Source organism: Streptomyces sp. NBC_01171 (assembly GCF_045039805.1).
Classification (GTDB): Bacteria; Actinomycetota; Actinomycetes; order Streptomycetales; family Streptomycetaceae; genus Streptomyces.
In genome coordinates, this window is sequence record NZ_CP108609.1 from 2,133,644 (window position 1) to 2,151,767 (window position 18,124).

An 18,124-nucleotide genomic window follows, 5' to 3' on the forward strand; every position below is an offset into this window, starting at 1 on the left:
ATAGTCTTTCGGTAAGTTTCGAAGAAAACCTCTCGCGATCACCTGCGACTGCGACACCCGGCTTGTCCGCAGGTCGACGGGGAGCCGGTCGCGGGCGAGCGATTACCCAGGTCAGCCCATCTGACTGACGAAGGGGCCTGCGCATGCGCATGGCCGCGTCAGGCCAGGCTGCTCTCCTAGCAGCCGCCTTGAGCGCGGTCACAGCGGCGTGCCAGTCCCGCTCCAGATCGCCTGTGCCGAATACGCTGCGAAGATGTCCGACCTGGCGGCCTCGACAACGCAGATGCGCGGGAATGCCGCCCGGTAGCGGCTCTTCACGTAGGCCGGGACGGCACAGCTGCCGAATGCGGAAGGGGCGTGGCATGAGATCCCCGAGCGTGCACCTACGGGAGATCACCGACGACGACCGGGATGCCGTCCGTGCCCTCCGCGTCCGGCGTGACCAGAAGCAGTTCGTCGCCTCCGTGTCCCACTCCCTCAAGGAGGCGGCGAAGAAACCGGAGGCCAATCCCTGGTACCGCGGCGATGAGCCAGTCGGCTTCGTGATGCTGTCGTGGAAACCGCCGGCCGGTCCTTACAAGGGGCGTCACTTCCTCTGGCGCCTCCTCGTCGACAAGCGCTACCAGGGGCGAGGGATCGGCCGAGAAGCGCTCACGCAGGTCGCCACCCTGGTGCGCGCGGACGGCGCCACCGAGCTGCTGACCAGCTACGAGCCCGGCGACGGCGAGCCGTGGCCCTTCTACCAGAAGTTCGGGTTCGAGCCCACCGGGGAAATCGACGACGGCGAGATCGTTCTGCGTCTCACCTTCCCCGCTCGATGAGCTGTTTTATGGAAGCGCGGACAGTTTTGACCTGAGGGGGTCACACGACGAGAGGCTGGGGGCACCTGGAAGTCGATGCCCGCCAGCTGCACGTCCGCCCCAAGTGACCGTTACTCCGCATCTGGCCATTCCTCCGGAGACTCCGGCAGTTCCGGGTCCGCCTGCAACTGCCGCTTCGCGTGCCGACCGTTCTCCCCTCGCAGCATCGTCAACCACGGCCAACGGTCCGGTAGCCGTTGTGCCGAGGAGGCCAGCCGGTGCTCGATACGGCACCGTTGAAAGGGATCTGGGGGACACACGCCGCAGACGGTGACGCGACCGTCGGAGAGCTCGATCCACCGATGCTCCGCCGGCACCGTCTGGGCCAGCCGAGTACGCGACTTGTCCTCGCGGGGTTACGTGCTCGACGCGTCGGCCAGCGACTGCGTGGCCCCGCAGGGACACTTCACCTAGCAAGTCAGCAGCGCCTCGACACCGTTACTGGCCCGCTCAGGCCCCTCGGTGCGTATCTCCGCGAGAAGCCGCAGGAGCGACTGGTCAGCTGGTGGCCTCGAAGCTGAGCCGCCGTTGCGACCCGCAGTCACTCAGGCCTACTGACCTCATGAGCTATCTGTTCCCGCGGATCGTCGACTAGCTTCTGTCAGCGGACGTGACGACCAAGTGCGACGCTGTGCACGGTGGTGGCTACGCTGCGGGCGTGAGAGAACTCTTGGGGGAGGTGCTCGACCTCCAGAAGGTTTGGCGGAGTCATGACAGCGAAGAGATGGAGCGTCGAGGCGAGCTCATCTGCAGCGACATCCCTGGCTGGCTGGGGGTGTACCGAGAGGCCGTAGCTCAGGCCCTCGGCCTCTCACCTGAAAAGGTTGGGATAGAAGGTCGAAATGCCACCGGACGCTATTCTCGGATCCCATGGGCGCGGGTGTACTCCTTCGACCAGTCTCCAAAGTCGACGCAAGGCTGGTACATCGTTTACCTTTTCAGCGCTTCAGGAGATCGCGTCTACCTCTCGCTCAACCAAGCAACGAGGATCTGGAACGGCGGCGAGTTCAAGCCCCGGGAGCCGGCGGTACTCAAGAGGCGCGTCGACTGGGCTCATTCCCTAATTGCAACACAAACAGCGGGACGTGAGCACCTGAAAAGCGAGATCAAACTCAATGCGCACACGAAGGTGGGACGAAGCTATCCGCTAGGCAACGTCACGGCCATCGAGTACACGCGAGAGGCGTTGCCGGACCCGGAGGTGCTGGGCGAGGACCTGCTCTACATGGCTTCATTGCTGGACACCGTGTATAGGGCCGAGAGCGCAGCGCCTTATTTGACCGATGACATTGCCCCAGAGGTTGTGGAGGCCGAGCACAGCGCGGCCAAAGCGGCCGGCCGGCGCTGCGCCCGTTACCCTAATCAAGGTTTTCTTCTCGCTGTTGACGAACGTCGTGCTGTCGAGGCCCGCAGCGTGTACATGGCCAGTGAGTACTTCAAGGCTCAAGGATGGTCGGTCCAGGACGTAGGAGCCAAAAGACCATATGATCTCCATTTGTGTCGAGGTCAAGAGACCTTGCGGGTCGAGGTCAAGGGAACAACGTCGGACGGGTCCCAGGTCATCTTGACCCGATCGGAGGTAGAACATCAGCGAGAATTCGCCCCTAGCAACGCCTTGGTGATCGTTCACTCGATTACCCTTGACCGGACAGTGGAGCCAGCCGTGGCTACAGGTGGCACACTTGAGTGCATATCCCCTTGGTTCATCGACGATGAAAGCCTAACCGCAGTGTCGTACATATATCGGAGCGGGATATAGAACTGAAACCGTCGCCAGTTCGTCATCCCGAGCACCCACAAAAGCTACCGAAAACTAAGGCAGTCGAGCGGTGCGCGCCTTCTGGAAAACGACGAGGCCCCTGGACACGATGCCAGGAGCCTCGAACACAGTCTGGTGGTTTCAGTCGTACTCTCGGAGTAGATCCTCGATGCGTCGGTTGGCGACGTCTTGCCGTCCATCGAGGCACTTCGCGTAGCGGGTCAGCAGGACCTCAACACTGTTGCCGGCGCGCTCGGCTACCTCCGTCGGGTCCACACCCGCATTCAGCCACGTCGACAGCGCCGAGTGCCGGAGGTCGTACGGTCTACTCGCGAGCAGCGTGGCCGCGACGGTCGGCGGAAGCGCCAGGAGCCGAGCCTCTTGCCACACGCGGTAGTAGGTCGAGGACGGGACGACTGAGCCCTTCTCACTGAAGAAGAGCCGCCCGTCTTCCGCCGTGCCGAACGTGGCCAGGTGCTCGCGCAGCACGGCGACGAGCTGGGGCGGGATGGGCACACGCCGAACGTCCTCGGCCGGTCGATTCTTGAGTCCACGGTCGTCGTGGGTCTCCCCCGAGTCCGTCCACTGCTTGCCGACCGAAGGACGGGTTCGGTGGAGCAGCGCCGATCCCCAGCCTTGCTCGGGCAGGACGAGGTCAGTCTCGACCAGGCCGACCGCCTCAGCGGGCCGGAGGCCACCGAAGTACATCGCCGCGAACAACCCGACGAGGCGCCGGCCGCGAGCCCGCCGGTAGCCGCCCACGTAGGACACCGCCGCCAGGAGGTTGCGTGCCTGCTCCGGGTTGGCAACAACGCGCGGATCTACCTGGTTCGAGACCTTCGGCTTCTGCCAGCGAACCACCGTGATCGGATTCTCGCGCAGCTCCCCCAGGTCGACCGCGTAGTTAGCGGCGTTGACGAGAGTCCGCCGCTTCCGCCGCACGGTCTCGGCCGCCGCCGCAGTGCCGTCGAGCTTCAGCTTCAGCCCGTCGAGCACCGCACGTGCCGTTGCCGGTTCAGCGAGATCCGCAAGCGGTCGGCAGGCCTTTGCCACCCAGTGCAGAACGTTCCGAACGTTATCCGGGACCTCCCGCTCGTTGGGCCCTGGCAGCACGAATGCCCAGTTGCGTAAGGCCTTACGGATCTCCTCGTCGGACGGCCGCCCTGGCCGCTCCAGGAGGAGTTCCATAGTCACGCTCGTAAGAGATTCGTTGATGCCGTCGCGCGTATTGGGCGCAGCGTGGGGCCACTTTATTGCGAGGTACTTGAGGGCGAAGTCGTACCAGGACAAGGGCGACTTCTTCTGTTCCATCGAAGCCGGAAGACCAGTCTCCGTATCGAATTCTTCGCCGCCCCGCATAGCACTCATGAGGTTCGCGCGGTAGTGATCGGCGAGTGCCTTGGTGCGGAACGAGTCAGAGAAGACGTTGCCCGCGACGGACCAGCGCACCCCGTACGAGGGTGTCTTGGTGTCCCGCTTACGCACGCCCCAGACCTTGACGTCGAGAGATTTCACGCAGCCTCCTCCAGCTTCCGGAGCCACGAGGCGAAGTCACTACGCCAGACCCGAAGCTCGCCGTTGGGGAGCTTGAACGCGGCCGGCCCCTGTCCCAGCTCGCGCCAGCGGTAAAACGTCCGTCGGGAAACGCCGCCCAGCTCGGCCAGGACTTGGCGAACAGTCATCAGTTCGTCGCGGCGGGCGTCCATGTCGGTTCTCCTTCCGTTCCCGGAGCGGGTTCGAGGGTCTGGGCAAGCCAGGCTTCAGCGCTCGACAGGCCGGTGCCGGCGAAGATCCAGTGAGCGAGGACGAGCGTGGTCTCACCGTCCTGCGGGACGGGCGGCGCGGTTTGGGCCCGGCGCCAATCGGCGCGAGCGTCACGGAGGGCGCCCAGGGTGGTGGAGTAGCGGCGGGACTTGGTGGAGAAGTGGCCGCGGAAGCCGAGCATGTGCGCCCAGGCCCGCAGGCGGAGGTCTGCCAGTTCGGCACGGGCGCCCAGGGTCCAGGCGGTGCGGATCATGCGCCGGGCGTGTTCGCTGATCTGGACCTGTGCCAGTTCGGCGAGGAACTTGATAGGCCGGTCCAGGGTGCCGGTCGCGGTCTCTGCTCCCTTGGTGGCGTACTTGGCGATGTACGCGGCTACGGCCCGCTCGGTCAGCTCCTGGCCGTCGTCGAAGTCAGCGGATCGGATCGTGCGGACGTCGAGCTGACGACCGAAAACGAAGGTGTGGGGCCGCCCGTCGATCACCGGTCCGCCGACACGCGCCGCAGTGGCAGCTGCCCGAACAGCATCGGTCAGCAACTCGGCGGTGGCCCAGGAGGGAGGAGCGGAGTCGCCACCCTCGGGGCCGTCGAGGCGGATCACTGCGTGGAAGTGGACGGCACCCCGCTTCTGGTACTCGCCCACCTTCGCGAAGGAGATCCGGGCGTGGTGCCGGAATGCTCGCTGAGTGAGGCCGGCCCGCTTGGCGACCTCGCGGCGGAGATAGATCGAGAAGCGCCGCCACAACGCCCCAGCGTGCGCGTTCCACAGGACGGCCGCTTCATAGTCGTAGGAGTCCGGGTCGAGGGGCGTCCCCAGGACAGCGTCACCTTCCTCGTGCCGGACGCTGCAACGGCAGTTCCGGCCGCCAGAGGGTCGGTTGTGGACCGGGCCGAAGCTCGGGGCGGTGAAGGTGGCGAAGATGCGCGGGTGTGTGCCGACCCTCTCAGGGGTGCCTTTGCCGCCACGGAGTCCGGCGGTGATCAAGTGGTAGGTGTCGCGACGGTATGTCTCGGCGCAGGCCGCGCACCGGGTGGCGCGGCGGTTGTTGCAGCGGACGAGGAGCTGACCGGCGGGCAGAGCCGAGGAGTCCAGGTGGTGTAGGACGCGGCCGATCTCGCCGGTCGCCTGGTCCACCGCGTATTCGGTGCGGTGGCCGTCGAGGCGGACCGGGCGGGTGCAGCCGCCCAGGCCGGACAGTGAGCCAGCTCGGGCATAGTGCCGAGGGAGGCCAGCATCGAGAGTTCCGCCAGCGGGGGCGAAGTCTGCCGGGTAATGATGGCAGTTCCTTTCGGCTGTCGTGACAGTTCGGAAGGGACGGCCCCGGGGCGGCGGGATGCTTGGCGGCGTTTGCCGCCCCGGCGGCCGGTCAGCGCTTGTGCGCGCTGCTGAGGAGGGAGCGCAGGACCACGGCGGCGACGGCCACGGACACGGCCGCGACGGCGACCGCCGCCAGGAGGGCGGTGAGCACGATCACGACGACGACCACGGCGGCGACCGCGCTGGCACCGATGCCCACGTACGGAGCGACCGGACGACCGGCCGAGGGAACCGGAGACTGCGTCTGCTGAGGCGTGACGGCTGTCGTCGGCAGAGTCGGGATGTCGGCCAGCTTGGGACGGAACACTGCGGGCCTCCTTCTCACTTGTGGGTGCCATTGACGACGCCGACCCCGGAACGGGTGCCGGATTCGATGGCGGGAGCGAGGACGGTGTGCGAGAGCAAGAAGCCGAACAGCGCGATCACTACGGCGACCCAAAGCCGGACGCCGAGAAACTTGATCGCGGCCCAAGCGATGACGCCCAGGACGAAGACGAGCGGCAGAGAGACGGTCACGGGAGCTCCCTGGGCGGATCAGCGGACGTGGCAGCGATGGGTGCGGGCAGCCAGTTCGGCGGCTGCACGGCCGTCGTAGTCGGCGGAGAAGCCGCAGCGCGGGGCTGTACAGACGGCGGCGTGCTTCTCACGGCCCCGGCCGTCGTAGTACGTGCCGACCTGGACGGGACCGATGCGGATGACTCGACGGAATCGGCGGTTGGCAGGCATGTGTGCTCCTCTCAGAGCTGTGCGGCGATGGCTTCGGCCAGTGGTGCGGGGACGCCGAGCCGAGCGCGAAGGGTTGAGGCGTCGATGGCCGATCCGGTCCGGGCGTGGTGTTCGTCGGCGACCTTGCGGGCGTGAGCGACGAGCGCGGCCGGGACCGGTACCGGGCGAGGGGCGACGGCCGGTCGCTGTTCGGGCTCCGGGGCCGTCGCGGTCTGTTCCGGAGCTGCCGGTGCGGACTCTTCGGCCGTCTCGTGTCTGGTGTGGGCGAGGAGGGTGCCGCCGAGGAAGGCGACGGCAGGCCATCCGGCGACGAGGATGCGCAGCCAGGCGGGTACGGCTCCGAGGTCGAGGAGGCCGGCGGTGGCGACGTTGGCGCCGAGCGACGCGGTCAGCGCGACGAGGAACCAGCACCACCCAGCCGCCTTGGGGCCGCCGGAGCGCAGCCGCCGCCAGGCCGCCACCAACAACAGGTCGACGGAGACCGGGTAGGCCCATGCCTTCCACCCGTCCTGACCGGCGGCCACGGCAAGGTCGTGCAGATGGGCGAAGGACAGCGCGGCGGCGATGACCGCCTGAACGAGCACCGCGTCGACGCGGACCAGGTGGGCGCGCACGGTCGGGTTCCTTCCGGTGCGGTCAGTCGGTGGGCTTGAGTACGTCGGCCCGTGCGCGGGCGAGGGCGGCGACATCGGCCGTTTCCCTGTCGTCAGGCCGGTCGGCCGCGATGCGTTCCAGCAGATCGGCCTTACGGCACATCAGGTCGGCGTAGTCGCCGACTCCGAACTTGCGGTGGTCGACCAAGTCGGCCAGGAGCGAGCTGATTTCGGAAATGGATGGGCGAGACACAGAGGGCTCCCTCGGTTTCTGGGCGTGCCGGGGTAAGGACTCGGCACGATGCGGACATGCCGGGCGTTGGGGCGGTGAGTGACCTACTCGGTGACCGGTACCGGGTTGAGCGGTGATGCCGGTCCCTCGACCGGCTGGACCGGGACTGCGGGCCGGATCGGTGCGAGTGCGGGCAGGTCGGGGACCATGTGCGCCGACTCTCGGCAGACCGCGGCCGCGTCGGCGAGGGACAGGAACGGGGTGCGAATGCGGGACCAGCCGCCCGACGTGTCTCCAGCCACGGCGAGACCAGGTAGTTCGGGGGCGATGGCGCAGGCGGCGTCGACCGCTTCGGGGGCGATGTCGCCGAGCGCCATCTTGGCGGAGGCTTCGTCGTTCACTCTGTGACAGACCCGGCCGGTCAGCTGAGCACGGAGCATGGTGGCGCCCTTGCCCAGCTCGGCGCCGAAGCGCTGCCCACATACCTCCAGGTAGATGCCGGCCGCACGGCCGAGCTGGGCGAGCCGGATGAGCTGGGTGACCATCTCGTCCCGCCGCTCCTCGTCCTTCTTCGTGGCGACGAGGAAGAGCTCGGCGACCTCATCAACGAACAGCACGACGGGTACGGGCCGTTGGTGCTCCGGCAGCCCCCAGATATCGGAGGTGATTTCCTCGTCGGGGGTACCGGGGGCGATGCCCTGCCGGGCCTTGATCAGGTCGTACCGGTCTTCCATCTCGCGTATGAGGACCGGCAGCAGTTCGGCCGCCTGCTGCGGATCGGTCGCCAGTGCCGGCAGACGTGGGGCGAACGGCGCCAGCTCCACTCCCCGTTTGCAGTCGATCCCGACCAGTGCGAGCGGTTGCCGCGCCAGTCCGGTGACCAGGTGCCGCAAGTACATCGACTTGCCCGACAGCGTGGCGCCGAGTGTGAGCTGATGCGGTACGGCGCGATAGTCCCGGATGAAGGCCGTCGCGTCCTCCCTCAGCGCCACTGGCACCTTGAGGAGTCCACCGCCCGCTTTCCTTGGCATCCGCACGTTGCGCAGCACGTCGAAGCCGACGAGCCGCAGCTCGACCACTCCCGGCTTCACGTCCTTCACGTACACGGCGTGGACGCCCCAGGCATGCCGCAGCCGCTCGGCTGAGGCGGCGACGTCCGCCGGTTCCTGCCCAGGAGCGAGGCGCAGCCGAAGCCGCAGGCCGGTCGAGGTGGGCCGGATGATGCCCCGCCGCGGGGGAACCGGCCGGACCCCACGTCGAGTCGTCGCCTTGACGGCGAAAGCGCGCAGCCGGGAAGGCTGCACCGTCAGGCCGCATGCTTCCATCACGGAGCCGTACGAGCCCAGGAGCCGGACCGTCGATAACGGCAGTCCGACCGTGGACCAGTAGACGCCCGGGTGACGAGCCCGGGTGTAGGCGGCCCCGCCGCCGAACGCGGCGAGGGGACCACCCACCTCCAGCAGTGTCATCCAGTCCGACATCAGGCCGATGCCCCGACGGCGGCCGGGAAGGCGGCCGGCGCGACCGCAGCGGCGCGGAAGGCGATGCCATGCCGCTGCTGGCCGTTGAACACGCTCTCCCAAGGCCGTGCCACCAGGCCCACCAGCGAGACCGGAGCGCCCAGCGTCAGACCTTCGGTGACGCCGCTTTCCGGAACAGTGACCTTGATTAGCGAGGACTCGCCGTCCTCGATGTAGACGACGCCGATCGTCATCAGCGCTTCGCCGCTGTTGGCGTCCTTGGCGATCTCCCCGGTCTGCCGGTCCCGAACCTTCGGTTCCGGTGCCTCGGTCAGGAGGACGGTGGCCGACGAGGTTTCCAGACGGATTACACGCACAGAACTGATCTCCCTTGCGCCGCACCGCACGCATGCACGACGGTGCAATTAGTGAGGAATGACTACGCAACGGGAGGTTGACCGCATACCGACTGGGCGCGATACGCTCCAAGAGCGTTGATGCCAACGACGCACCCGGCCTGAGTGGGCTGCCTCCCGCTCAGGCCACATCTGCTTCCCGTGGCCTTATCCGCTCACGTGCCGGCGCAGGTCTGCCTTCCTGCTCCGGCGCGTTCGCATGCCCGCATCACCAACTCCGCTGGACGCGAAGGGGCGTGCCGACAAGAACCACAGTAATCCGTACTCGAAGTACTGTCTATTACTTCAGGTACCAGTCCGCACTTCGTGTACGCCCAGCTCTCCCGCCAGGGCGCGCAGTTCCTCAGAGGGCGGCTGGCTCATTGTCAGCAGATCGGCGATGAGCTGCTTCACCATCGGCAAGGCCCGCACCAGCTCCGGTGACAGCTCACGGGCCGCCTGCAGCGCTGAAACGGCGTCAGCGACCTGGCGCCGCTGGGCATACGCCCGGGCAAGGTCGATTTGGAAGCGCGTCTGCCGTTCCGCCGACAGCCCGGAGGCATCGACGGTCTGCGCAGCCCGCAGGGCGACTCCGGCATCCCCTAGATCTACCGCGACGGCCACCTCATGCAAGGCGACATTAGTGGGCCCGAACTCGGTGTTGTAGTCGTTGCGCCCGTCACCAACCTGTTCGCCCAAATCTCGGGCCTCACGGAGGTACCCGTAAGCGTCATCGGCAAGGTTCAATCGAGCCGCGGCCACCGCGCGTTGCAAGGTCAGCGCACCGCGCAGGGCGACTGCCTCAACCTGCCCGGACTCGGCCAGGGGCCGCAAGGCATCAGCCGCGCTCCCGGACACCTGGGCCGCCTGATCGAAATGACGCGCGCCAAGGAAGACCAGCGACAGACGGAACTCACCGGCCGCCATCAGCAGCGGATCATTCGCCCGCTCGGCAGCAACCACGGCCCGGTCCACGGCGATCCACGCCGCTTCCGGCTCACCCATGTTCGCCAGGGCGCCGCTGCACGTGTGGTACATGACTGCCAGGAGCCGGAACATCTCGGGCCGTTCCGACTCGGAGACTGACCGGGTAGCCGACTCCAGCCGGGGCACCAGCCCTTCGAGCAGTTCGGCGAGGTCGGCATAGTTCCCCTGGTGGGTGAGCGACCAGGCCTCGTCGACTTCGGCGCGCAGTGCCGGCACGTCAGGGGAAGCGTCCTGCCGACCGAGGACCGCTTTGAGTGAATGAGCCGCGCTCAGCACCATCCGCAGGCGACTCGCACCAGGCGGCTCTCCTTCGGTCACCGACGCGACGAGCGGTGCCTCTGCTGCCAGCTCAGCGATCGGCACTTCCAGGACGTCGGCGACTTTCTCGAGCACGGTCATTCGGTCGATGCGCCGTACGCCCCGCTCGACCTGGGAGACCCAGGCTTCCGAGCGCCCCAGAAGGCCGGCGAACTCCTTCTGCGACAACCCCCGGCGTTTGCGGTTGAAGGCGATCTTGCGACCAAGCGCCTTCTGATACTCAGCGCTCAACGTCCACGCCCTTGCCGGACACGAAGTCCAAGCGGTCCACCTCGACGGCGGACAGGTACTGATCCCGCTGGGAGAGGAAAGCGCGCACGTAGTCCTTCGACTCGTGCTCTTCGAAGGCCTCCTTGTCCCGGTAGAGCTCATAGAAGACGCGCTCCAGCGGACGCCCGTCAACGCGGTGCACGGCGTAGACCACCGTTCCGGGTTCGTTCGCCCGGATCAGCTCCCCTGTCCGCGCCACCAGGTCATCGAACGCAGCCGCCGCCACGTCGTCCTTGCACGTGAAGCGCACAAACAGCCCGAACATGCGGAGTCCTTCCTCTCTCGGCATCAGGTCAGCACCAGACCATGCGGCGAACGCTATGCGCCCACCCGCCCGCACGAAAAGTGCGAACCCGCACTCCTGGTACGCGCACATTCGGTACGGTGCTAGTATTAATTGTACGGCTCTACATGGTCCGTGTCAGCCGGTCCGTCTGGCGGACACAGAAAGCAGCAGGTCACCGCCATGGAGGACACCATGCGCACTCACCAACGCACGTTCCCCGGGGACCCCCGAGCGCTCCACAGCGCGCGCAACTGGATCCACGCCGCCCTGAATGGTCACCCCCACTCCGACGACGCCGCGCTGATCGTCACGGAACTCGGCACCAACGCCCTCACCTACACGGCCAGCGGATGCGGCGCCGGCACTTTCCACGTCACGCTCACCGTCTCCGAGCTCACCACCACGATCGCGGTGACCGACTCCGGGCACGCCAAGACCACCCCCGCCATCCAACACCTGCCCCTTAATGCCACGCACGGCCGGGGACTCGGCATGGTGGCCGCCCTCGCACACAGCGTCACCGTCCAGGGCGACGACTCCGGCCGCACGGTCACTGCGGAGCTCCACACAGTCGGCCACCAGGGAGGTCACCCGTGCTGATGAAGGGTTCTCGCCGCGGCTACTGGTGCGAGTGCTGGACAGAAGATCTCACCAGGCAGCAACAGCCAGCGCTCTTGGCGTCGTTCAATGCCTACACAGCGCCCCAGGCAGACCGATGGGTCTCAGTCGCGCTCCGCACAATCTCCCCGGCTCTCGACCCGGATGCTTCGGACGCAGCATGGGAGGGGCTCTACGACGGCCGCATCGAGACCAGACGAGCCCTCTTGCGCTCCGAGCCCAGCACGGTGTCAGTCACCCACGAGCAGACCCGCATCACATGGATGATCCGACCAGTGATCTTCCTGCCGCTCGCACATCGCCAGAACGCTGAACTACCAGCCTGCGCGTACGCATTCAAAGCCCGGGCGCCCCAGGCATCCGACTGAGTAACAACCTTCTTCACGGGTTCAAGGCGGCTCGCTCCGCTCCCCGCGCGCGGCCCGGCCCCCGGCCGGGCCTGCGCTCCTGTCTTCGCCCCGCTCCAGCCCGGCCGGCGCCCGTGCCGCGCTCGCAACCGGGAGTACTACCTCAAGAAGCGCGGTGAGGGCTGCAAACACGTCCAGGCCGTGATCGCCCTCGCACGACGCCGCACCAGTGTGTTGTGGGCTCTCCTACGCGACGACCGGGACTTCACCCCCCACACCGGCCCATCGCGCAGACGGCTTGAGCAGGGCCACAAAGCCGGCAGCGCGGCTGGGGCCGGCGGGGCTGCAGCGAGACACACGCGCACCTGCTCGGTCGGCGCGCCCGCCGTCGTGGCTGACTTTCGTCGGCTGAGGCACAGACGACCTCCGGGACGAGGGGCCGCCGTCCAGGGTGGAGGGCGGCCGCACCCTTGACTCGGTCATTGAAACTCCAGCCCAAAGCCGCTTTACCGACCTGACGGCTGTAATTCCGTCAGGGGACTACCGGTTGAGACCGTCATTCCTTAGCCACTCAGATTCGTCCAGACCCACTCGACTGATCAGGCGACCCATTTCATGAGATACCCGCAACGCATGTTCGGGACGGAGCTCGCCTATCCACAAGAACTCCTCACCAGTGTCGCTGGTGAAGCTTGGGACGCCACGTCTCTTAACGGCCCTTACCACCCTCTCCTCACCCGTTCTACGGAACGGCACCATGATCATGTCGTACGGCTTGGCCTTGCTGGCGAGGACACGCTTTCTCTTACGGTGGTCAAGCGCAAGAAAGTGAAACTCCTTTCCCAGGCTCACCTCGGAGAGAGGGATCATGGGGAACCCGCGAGGCTTATTCATATCCAATCTTTCGGAGTCACAGAGCGGCTGCAGACAGAGCAAGAATTCATGCATAGAATCCCCCCGCTCAAACTCCTCCAGCAGATCATCAGCAGATTCCTCCGCAGACACCCCCTCACCGCGCACCAATATAGTCCCAAGCTGCAGAGTGGGTTCAAGCTCCGAGCTGTACCCACTGTGGAGGTCCCTTGAAAGGCATGATAGCCGCCCCAATTCCTCCTCCGAGGCTTGAGCTCGCTCAGGAGTGGTGAAGAGCGACGCCACAGTAGCCATGTTACTTACTCCCAGCTTCCCGCCATTCTCATCGAGAAGATTGGAAAAGTCGATGGGATCCTGCGACAAGAGTTCCGCAACACTGTCAGGAGACACGTTTTTGATGGCGGACTTTTTACCCTGCACAGTTGGTACGAACGAAGTGTCAGAGAGCTGTCCTTTCGCCCACGATTCAATGCGCTCACGGGAAATCATGTCCCCCGCACCAGCCGATTCCAGGAGCGACTGAACCTCGCGCGCTATTAGCTGAATGGCGAAACGTCTTCCTTCACCAGTGAGGAGATCGTGACTCACGAACGCTGGATCCAAGTCGCTCCGGAACCTCTGCAAGAGTGTTGGCGCGTTATCACGCAACAAGCTCAGACTCTTCAAAGCAAAGCCCGGCAGGATTCCATGGACAGCTTGGGCAAATTCCCTAACAATCCTTTCGGGAAGATCCGCTACGGGAACTGACAGCGCTTCAGTGACCGAAGGACGACTCACCCCAGCTTTCCCTAGAACCGAAATGCGGAAGTCCCGCGCCGCTAGACCCAGCCCGTCACCATTTTCGGAATCGTGCAGGTCATGACCTTCATTGCGCAACATGCGCCCAATAACGTCCCGAACACCGTACAGGTCGGGATCGTTGGTATAGATGCAAATTAGGCGCAGCCGGCCAAGCTTGCCTTGCTCAGTTCGCACCAGTCGAGAAACAAGTCGGGACGTTGTTTGACCTGTGTCACCGTTCAACGACCAATCAAGCACAAGGACATCGGAGCGCATGAACAGACGGTCGTAGGTACCTTGAGTGAGTGCATTCAGCTGCTCGACGGTGGTCGGGCGCAAGTACCCGCAGACCAGCCCGTAGCCCGCGAACGCCTCAGAAAGAGCAGCGCCGTCCAGGTCTGGTTCGACCCTCGCTTTCCTACCCCTAGGGAGGGTCCCCAAAGGCGCATGCTCGCCCGCTGGTCCTGATTCCGGTTCTGCGGCAACCGCGAACGGGTCGATGTCCCTCAGAACTTCGTCAGCTTCTGGAGCTGCCGCATCCTCCGATGATTCGATGGCCACCTGGTCATCGACGACGACCACAGTTTGTAGATAATGCCTGGCCGCACCTACAGACCAGTTTTCGAGCTCCCCAGTCATTCCGCTTCCCCCAGCTCATGTTCTTCGTTTTCACTTGGCGGGTTGATCGAGAAGCACGCGCCAACCCCCTGCCCCCCGGAAACTGGCAAGGACGCCGCAGCGTCCGGCCATGGCAGACCGCCATCAGGGACGACATCCAGCGACCATCCGCTCCTCTGCAGCACGTCTCTACTGATTTTCAAGCCGAGTCCCCTACCTCCCGGCTTCCGAGAGAACCCATGCTCAAAAATTGCCTCACGGTCTCGCAGCGAGATACCAGGGCCATTGTCTTCCACAAACAATACCCCGTTCCGCTGACTCAACCGAATTATCCGCGGAGTTGGCCTGTCCGACAGCCAAAAGATCGCATTATCCACCAGGTTCACAAATACAGGATAGAAAGTAGAAGGGTAACCTACGAACGAGAAATCCTCGAATGCCGAAGTTACCTGTAGATCGACAGAATGGCGCCGAAAACGCTCCCCGAAAAGGTCACTGATGAATTGCGCTACCTGAGCACCTCTGATGTTGGCAGGCTTCCGGTACAACCTCCTCTGGAGCGGCGTGAACAATGTCAGGTAATTGTCCAGGTGTTCAAATGCGGTTGCGAGTTCCCGCTCGATGTTGCCCAGTTTCTCATTACGTTGACCCCACGGACGCAAGGCACGCAAGTTCCTCCTCACCGTCTTAATGCTCGAAGAGAACTCATGGTTGATAAGTTCTACGGCTCGGCCTAGCTGAGTGAGTTCAAGGTCCGTGTCAACCTGCGCTCGAAGTGCAATCACTTCCTCTTCCACAGCCTCGAGTTGGTCCTCCAAGCCCAGGCCACCGGAAACACTTTCAAAGCCAGCCAAGAATCGTCGGATCGGTTCCAGCGATTCTTTTTGGCGTTGGAGCTCTTCTTCGAGTTCCTCTAGCAGTTGTCGCCGCAAGTCAAAAAGATCATCCTCGGTGGACGATGACGGAAGGTCCGTGAGCCGGCGCGTGAGAGCCCTGGCGAAGTCTGAAGAACTTTGCACAGCCGAACGAACGCGTCCTGAGACGTCGTCAGCGATTTGCTCGGATCGCGCACGAATCTTATTGACGTCTCGGGACCAGTCGTCAAGCTCCCGACTAGCAGACTCCTCGAAATCTTCCCGGATTCGTTCATGCAGGAGTGCCATCGGCGCCAAACGACTGGCCCTATGAGCCGTCATCTCACTAATCCTGACGGCTGCCCCAGGAACAACGGAGCTTACCAATTCATCGCGGAGTTTCTCGTACAGGTTCCAATCTCTGCTTGTTTCTCGATCAAGGCCCACCCCCGCAGGCTTATGTACCGTGTAATGGCGAATCACATTTTCCAGATCTCGCCGAGCTGCTTCATCCAACTCGAGCGCGGCTTCCAGAGCATCAGGCGCCGCGTCACTGATACTGGCTAGTTCGCGTTCGACGCGGATAATAGTTTTCTCGACCAGAGAAACTGGTCGCGCCTCCGAAAAGTCACCGATGACTCGTTGCAGTTGGATACGGAAGTTATCGCGTTGCCCATCCGTAGTACGAGCACGCGCACGTCGGACTTTTTCCGTTCGCTCAAGCTCATCGCGTTTTGTTTGAAATTCCTGACCTTGCTGACTGCTGGCTCTAAAAAAGTCGGCAGCAAGCTGAACCAGGAAGTTCTCGAGGATGTTTCTCATTTGTCGATACGCGATGTTCTCGCGAAAGCCTTCTCGTCCGGCCTTCTCCTGTAGAGCAGGGTTTAGCGTGGAGGACAGCTCAATTGCCCCGAACATCCTTCGATACGAGAAGAAGTAGTAACCTTGATTCCGACTGCGTCGCTCCTCGATTTGAAGGTAGTCAACGTCACTCTGCCCGTAGGGGAGCATCCTAATGCCGTCTTTGTATACATACAGCCCCGCGATTCTCTGCAACTTCGCAGAGATCTCGGCGTGCTCCTGAGGCGTGAGGCTGCTCTGTGACGGGCTAGCGTGGACGTAGCCGAAGTGAATCCTAAATGGACCACATTGCGTTGGAGCGCCTCGCCCCGCCTTCCAAGGAATAACGTGGTCTATGGGATCTGCTCGATAGATAGAGACCTGCCCATGAAACGTCCCATACTCATCGAATGTTCCAGAGAACTCGTGATCTGCCTTCTTAAAGTCGGACCGGTCGAAGAACTCATCTCCATCGAGGATGTTCGTGGCAACACCGTCATCGGTGCGGACCACGAACGATGTCCTCATCTCGGGCTCTCGGGCATCTGTGGCCATCGTATTCGAAAAGCCAGCAAGCAGCTTGAATAGGCGGGACGCTTGCCCCTTATTTGCACTGTCGCCCTCAACTTCTCCCTGCAGCGAGTCATCCACAGGTGTGACGACAAAAGCTGTGCCGAAGCCGGCGCGACTGGTGATATGCGGGCCGGGAAGCCGCTCAAGAATACTGGGGTCAATTAGCTCCAGTTTCTCCAGTTGGTCGCGAATGGTTACTACTGTCGCGTCATCTAGCCGGTGAGAAATGCGGTGAAGATTCATGCGAATCTTCCCAGCAAGGGATTCGATCACCGATCGGTCAACGGTGCCGTCGACCGACAGCACGGGGACGTCAATGTCCTCCAGTGTTACGCCAGGTGTACTGAAGAGAGTCCACGGCACCAAAGCGGCGACAACGGGTGCCGAGTTCTCCTCAACCAATTGCTGGGGACGTTGTCGCGTCAGGATGAGGGCCAGAGGTCCTAGCGCAGCGATAGCAAGACGTCCGATTCCCTTCTCTCCCATGACCGGACGTCTAACAAAACCTTGAGGGATTGGCGGTGGTGCAAGACTCCCGCCGGACGCCTTACTGTCGGTGCCAATCGTGAGCCATCGCTCCGAAAAGTCTTCCAGGCTCATTCCAACACCGTCATCACGAAGAATCAGTACGTTTCGGTCCTTTAGCCAATCAACAACGACGGTTTTCGCGTAAGCATCATAGGAATTTTTGAACAGCTCGTTGATTGCCGTGGGGATACCCGCAATCTGTTGCCGGCCGAGCATGTCAACGGTCCGGGCCGAGGTACGAAAGTTGGCCACTTAAGCAAACTCCTGACATCTATCGAGGCCCGGGGTCTCCTCAGGCCCGATTATGCTAGCGGTGCACAAGCCTCATGCGCAGGCCTTTCGGCCCTCATCGTTCTACTTCAGTCCGCCAGGGCGTTGGCCCCCCTGCCGCCCAACCACGTTCCGCAAGCTGACGAAGCCGGTGTAGGCCCCCTCGTGTCCAAGGAGGGTCACGTCTGCGGCCCTGCGGACAGGCGGCCAGGGTTCCACAGGGCTTCAGGTTGGCCGGCACAAGTAGGAGAGGCAACCTGGCGACCGGCGATTGAGGCCTAGGCGCGACCTGTCGGCTAAGCAGCCGCGATCACGGCCACCCAGCGCCATGCGAGCATGACTCTCAGCGATGATAATGGGAGGGGTCATGATGGCCGATGTACTGATCAGACGGGGGATCTCGATGCTTCCAAGCGTTCCCCGCCAGGGTGACCGAGGGAATTACCCGTACGAGGCAATCACCGTGGCCAAGGTCCTTCGGGCTGCTGGCATGACTGTCGAGTTCGAAGACGCTTAAGCCGGAGCGGGATTACCACACCCACGACTCGGCGGACATCTGGTTGCCCGTCACCGAGTTCGCCATGGATGTAGGCAAGGACCTGGTCGTCGCAACAGTGACTGCGATGATCACCCGCTACATCTTGAAGCGACAGGACGGGGCCAACCCACCAGCTCCCCGAGGAGGTCACTCCTCCGCTGGTAATCCTGCACCTTGAGGTCATCAGGGAAGGCGACCGGACCAACCTGTGGCTCGACGGACCGCCCGAGGCCGTCCTGAAGGCGATCGAGGAGATCGACTGGCACAGAGGGAACGAGCGTGGTCAGTTCTCCGGGGACTGAGCAGGAACTGTACGAGCG

The 18,124-nt window shown here is 63.9% G+C and carries 18 protein-coding genes and 2 pseudogenes; 5 read left to right on the forward strand and 15 right to left on the reverse strand.

Going from position 1 to position 18,124, the window contains the following annotated elements:
* Positions 1-362 precede the first annotated feature (362 nt).
* The gene (locus OG448_RS09670; protein WP_405552795.1) at positions 363-821 is read left to right on the forward strand and encodes a GNAT family N-acetyltransferase; all 459 of its coding nucleotides are present in this window, start codon (positions 363-365) and stop codon (positions 819-821) included.
* 110 nt (positions 822-931) lie between these two features.
* Here OG448_RS09670 and OG448_RS09675 read toward each other — a convergent pair whose 3' ends face one another.
* Positions 932-1,177, reverse strand: a complete 246-nt coding sequence (locus OG448_RS09675; protein WP_405552796.1) for a DUF6083 domain-containing protein — start codon at positions 1,175-1,177, stop codon at positions 932-934.
* A 341-nt stretch (positions 1,178-1,518) separates the two neighbouring features.
* Between OG448_RS09675 and OG448_RS09680 the strand changes: the two genes are divergently transcribed.
* Entirely contained in the window at positions 1,519-2,619 is a 1,101-nt protein-coding gene (locus OG448_RS09680; protein WP_405552798.1) for an MrcB family domain-containing protein, read from the forward strand.
* Positions 2,620-2,760: 141 nt separating this feature from the next.
* On the opposite strand, the gene OG448_RS09685 is transcribed toward OG448_RS09680, so the two are convergent.
* From OG448_RS09685 to OG448_RS09740, 12 genes and pseudogenes are all read right to left on the reverse strand, one after another.
* The gene (locus tag OG448_RS09685) at positions 2,761-4,134 is read right to left on the reverse strand and encodes a tyrosine-type recombinase/integrase (protein WP_405552800.1); all 1,374 of its coding nucleotides are present in this window, start codon (positions 4,132-4,134) and stop codon (positions 2,761-2,763) included.
* Positions 4,131-4,325, reverse strand: coding sequence for a helix-turn-helix transcriptional regulator (locus OG448_RS09690; protein ID WP_405552802.1), 195 nt, complete (start codon positions 4,323-4,325; stop codon positions 4,131-4,133). The genes OG448_RS09685 and OG448_RS09690 overlap by 4 nt, the downstream gene beginning before the upstream one ends.
* A pseudogene (locus OG448_RS09695) lies at positions 4,301-5,616 on the reverse strand (replication initiator). Before OG448_RS09695 ends, OG448_RS09690 begins: the two are co-directional and overlap by 25 nt.
* 131 nt (positions 5,617-5,747) lie before the next feature.
* Complete coding sequence (locus OG448_RS09700) at positions 5,748-6,005, reverse strand: SpdD protein (RefSeq protein ID WP_405552804.1); 258 nt, start codon at positions 6,003-6,005, stop codon at positions 5,748-5,750.
* 14 nt (positions 6,006-6,019) lie between these two features.
* On the reverse strand, positions 6,020-6,214 hold the full coding sequence (locus OG448_RS09705; protein WP_381092947.1) for a hypothetical protein: 195 nt from the start codon (positions 6,212-6,214) through the stop codon (positions 6,020-6,022).
* A gap of 18 nt (positions 6,215-6,232) precedes the next feature.
* On the reverse strand, positions 6,233-6,424 hold the full coding sequence (locus OG448_RS09710) for a mobile element transfer protein (RefSeq protein ID WP_405552806.1): 192 nt from the start codon (positions 6,422-6,424) through the stop codon (positions 6,233-6,235).
* An 11-nt stretch (positions 6,425-6,435) separates the two neighbouring features.
* Positions 6,436-7,038 carry a DUF2637 domain-containing protein gene (locus OG448_RS09715; protein ID WP_405552807.1) on the reverse strand — a complete coding sequence of 201 codons (603 nt, stop codon included), beginning with the start codon at positions 7,036-7,038 and terminating at the stop codon, positions 6,436-6,438.
* A gap of 22 nt (positions 7,039-7,060) precedes the next feature.
* Positions 7,061-7,270 (reverse strand): hypothetical protein, encoded by a 210-nt coding sequence (locus OG448_RS09720; RefSeq protein WP_405552809.1) that lies wholly within the window; start codon positions 7,268-7,270, stop codon positions 7,061-7,063.
* Positions 7,271-7,353: 83 nt separating this feature from the next.
* Complete coding sequence (locus OG448_RS09725; RefSeq protein ID WP_405552811.1) at positions 7,354-8,730, reverse strand: FtsK/SpoIIIE domain-containing protein; 1,377 nt, start codon at positions 8,728-8,730, stop codon at positions 7,354-7,356.
* A complete protein-coding gene (locus tag OG448_RS09730; RefSeq protein WP_405552813.1) occupies positions 8,730-9,086 on the reverse strand; it encodes a hypothetical protein in 357 nt (118 codons plus the stop codon). The genes OG448_RS09725 and OG448_RS09730 overlap by 1 nt, the downstream gene beginning before the upstream one ends.
* 324 nt (positions 9,087-9,410) lie before the next feature.
* Positions 9,411-10,640 (reverse strand): helix-turn-helix domain-containing protein, encoded by a 1,230-nt coding sequence (locus OG448_RS09735; RefSeq protein ID WP_405552815.1) that lies wholly within the window; start codon positions 10,638-10,640, stop codon positions 9,411-9,413.
* A complete protein-coding gene (locus tag OG448_RS09740) occupies positions 10,630-10,944 on the reverse strand; it encodes a putative quinol monooxygenase (protein ID WP_405552817.1) in 315 nt (104 codons plus the stop codon). Before OG448_RS09740 ends, OG448_RS09735 begins: the two co-directional genes overlap by 11 nt.
* 213 nt (positions 10,945-11,157) lie before the next feature.
* On the opposite strand from OG448_RS09740, the gene OG448_RS09745 reads away from it, so the two are divergent.
* The 3 genes and pseudogenes from OG448_RS09745 to OG448_RS09755 form a co-directional block, all read left to right on the forward strand.
* Complete coding sequence (locus tag OG448_RS09745) at positions 11,158-11,565, forward strand: ATP-binding protein (RefSeq protein WP_405552818.1); 408 nt, start codon at positions 11,158-11,160, stop codon at positions 11,563-11,565.
* Positions 11,565-11,951: a hypothetical protein gene (locus OG448_RS09750; protein WP_405558740.1), complete on the forward strand. Its 387-nt coding sequence runs from the start codon at positions 11,565-11,567 to the stop codon at positions 11,949-11,951. The genes OG448_RS09745 and OG448_RS09750 overlap by 1 nt, the downstream gene beginning before the upstream one ends.
* A 126-nt stretch (positions 11,952-12,077) precedes the next feature.
* Positions 12,078-12,197: pseudogene (locus tag OG448_RS09755) on the forward strand (IS110 family transposase); the annotation flags it as partial.
* A 273-nt stretch (positions 12,198-12,470) separates the two neighbouring features.
* On the opposite strand, the gene OG448_RS09760 reads toward OG448_RS09755, so the two are convergent.
* Both OG448_RS09760 and OG448_RS09765 read right to left on the reverse strand, forming a co-directional pair.
* Positions 12,471-14,222 carry a response regulator receiver domain gene (locus tag OG448_RS09760; RefSeq protein WP_405552820.1) on the reverse strand — a complete coding sequence of 584 codons (1,752 nt, stop codon included), beginning with the start codon at positions 14,220-14,222 and terminating at the stop codon, positions 12,471-12,473.
* The gene (locus OG448_RS09765) at positions 14,219-17,248 is read right to left on the reverse strand and encodes an ATP-binding protein (RefSeq protein WP_405552822.1); all 3,030 of its coding nucleotides are present in this window, start codon (positions 17,246-17,248) and stop codon (positions 14,219-14,221) included. The genes OG448_RS09760 and OG448_RS09765 overlap by 4 nt, the downstream gene beginning before the upstream one ends.
* Between the last annotated feature and the right edge of the window lie 876 nt (positions 17,249-18,124).

Excerpts from the sequence above, each read along its gene's own strand:
- OG448_RS09745 (WP_405552818.1), top strand. The coding sequence starts at position 11,158 with ATGCGCACTCACCAACGCACGTTCCCCGGGGACCCCCGAGCGCTCCAC.
- OG448_RS09690 (WP_405552802.1), bottom strand. The coding sequence starts at position 4,325 with ATGGACGCCCGCCGCGACGAACTGATGACTGTTCGCCAAGTCCTGGCC.
- OG448_RS09725 (WP_405552811.1), bottom strand. The coding sequence starts at position 8,730 with ATGTCGGACTGGATGACACTGCTGGAGGTGGGTGGTCCCCTCGCCGCG.
- OG448_RS09740 (WP_405552817.1), bottom strand. The coding sequence starts at position 10,944 with ATGTTCGGGCTGTTTGTGCGCTTCACGTGCAAGGACGACGTGGCGGCG.
- OG448_RS09710 (WP_405552806.1), bottom strand. The coding sequence starts at position 6,424 with ATGCCTGCCAACCGCCGATTCCGTCGAGTCATCCGCATCGGTCCCGTC.
- OG448_RS09760 (WP_405552820.1), bottom strand. The coding sequence starts at position 14,222 with ATGACTGGGGAGCTCGAAAACTGGTCTGTAGGTGCGGCCAGGCATTAT.
- OG448_RS09670 (WP_405552795.1), top strand. The coding sequence starts at position 363 with ATGAGATCCCCGAGCGTGCACCTACGGGAGATCACCGACGACGACCGG.
- OG448_RS09750 (WP_405558740.1), top strand. The coding sequence starts at position 11,565 with ATGAAGGGTTCTCGCCGCGGCTACTGGTGCGAGTGCTGGACAGAAGAT.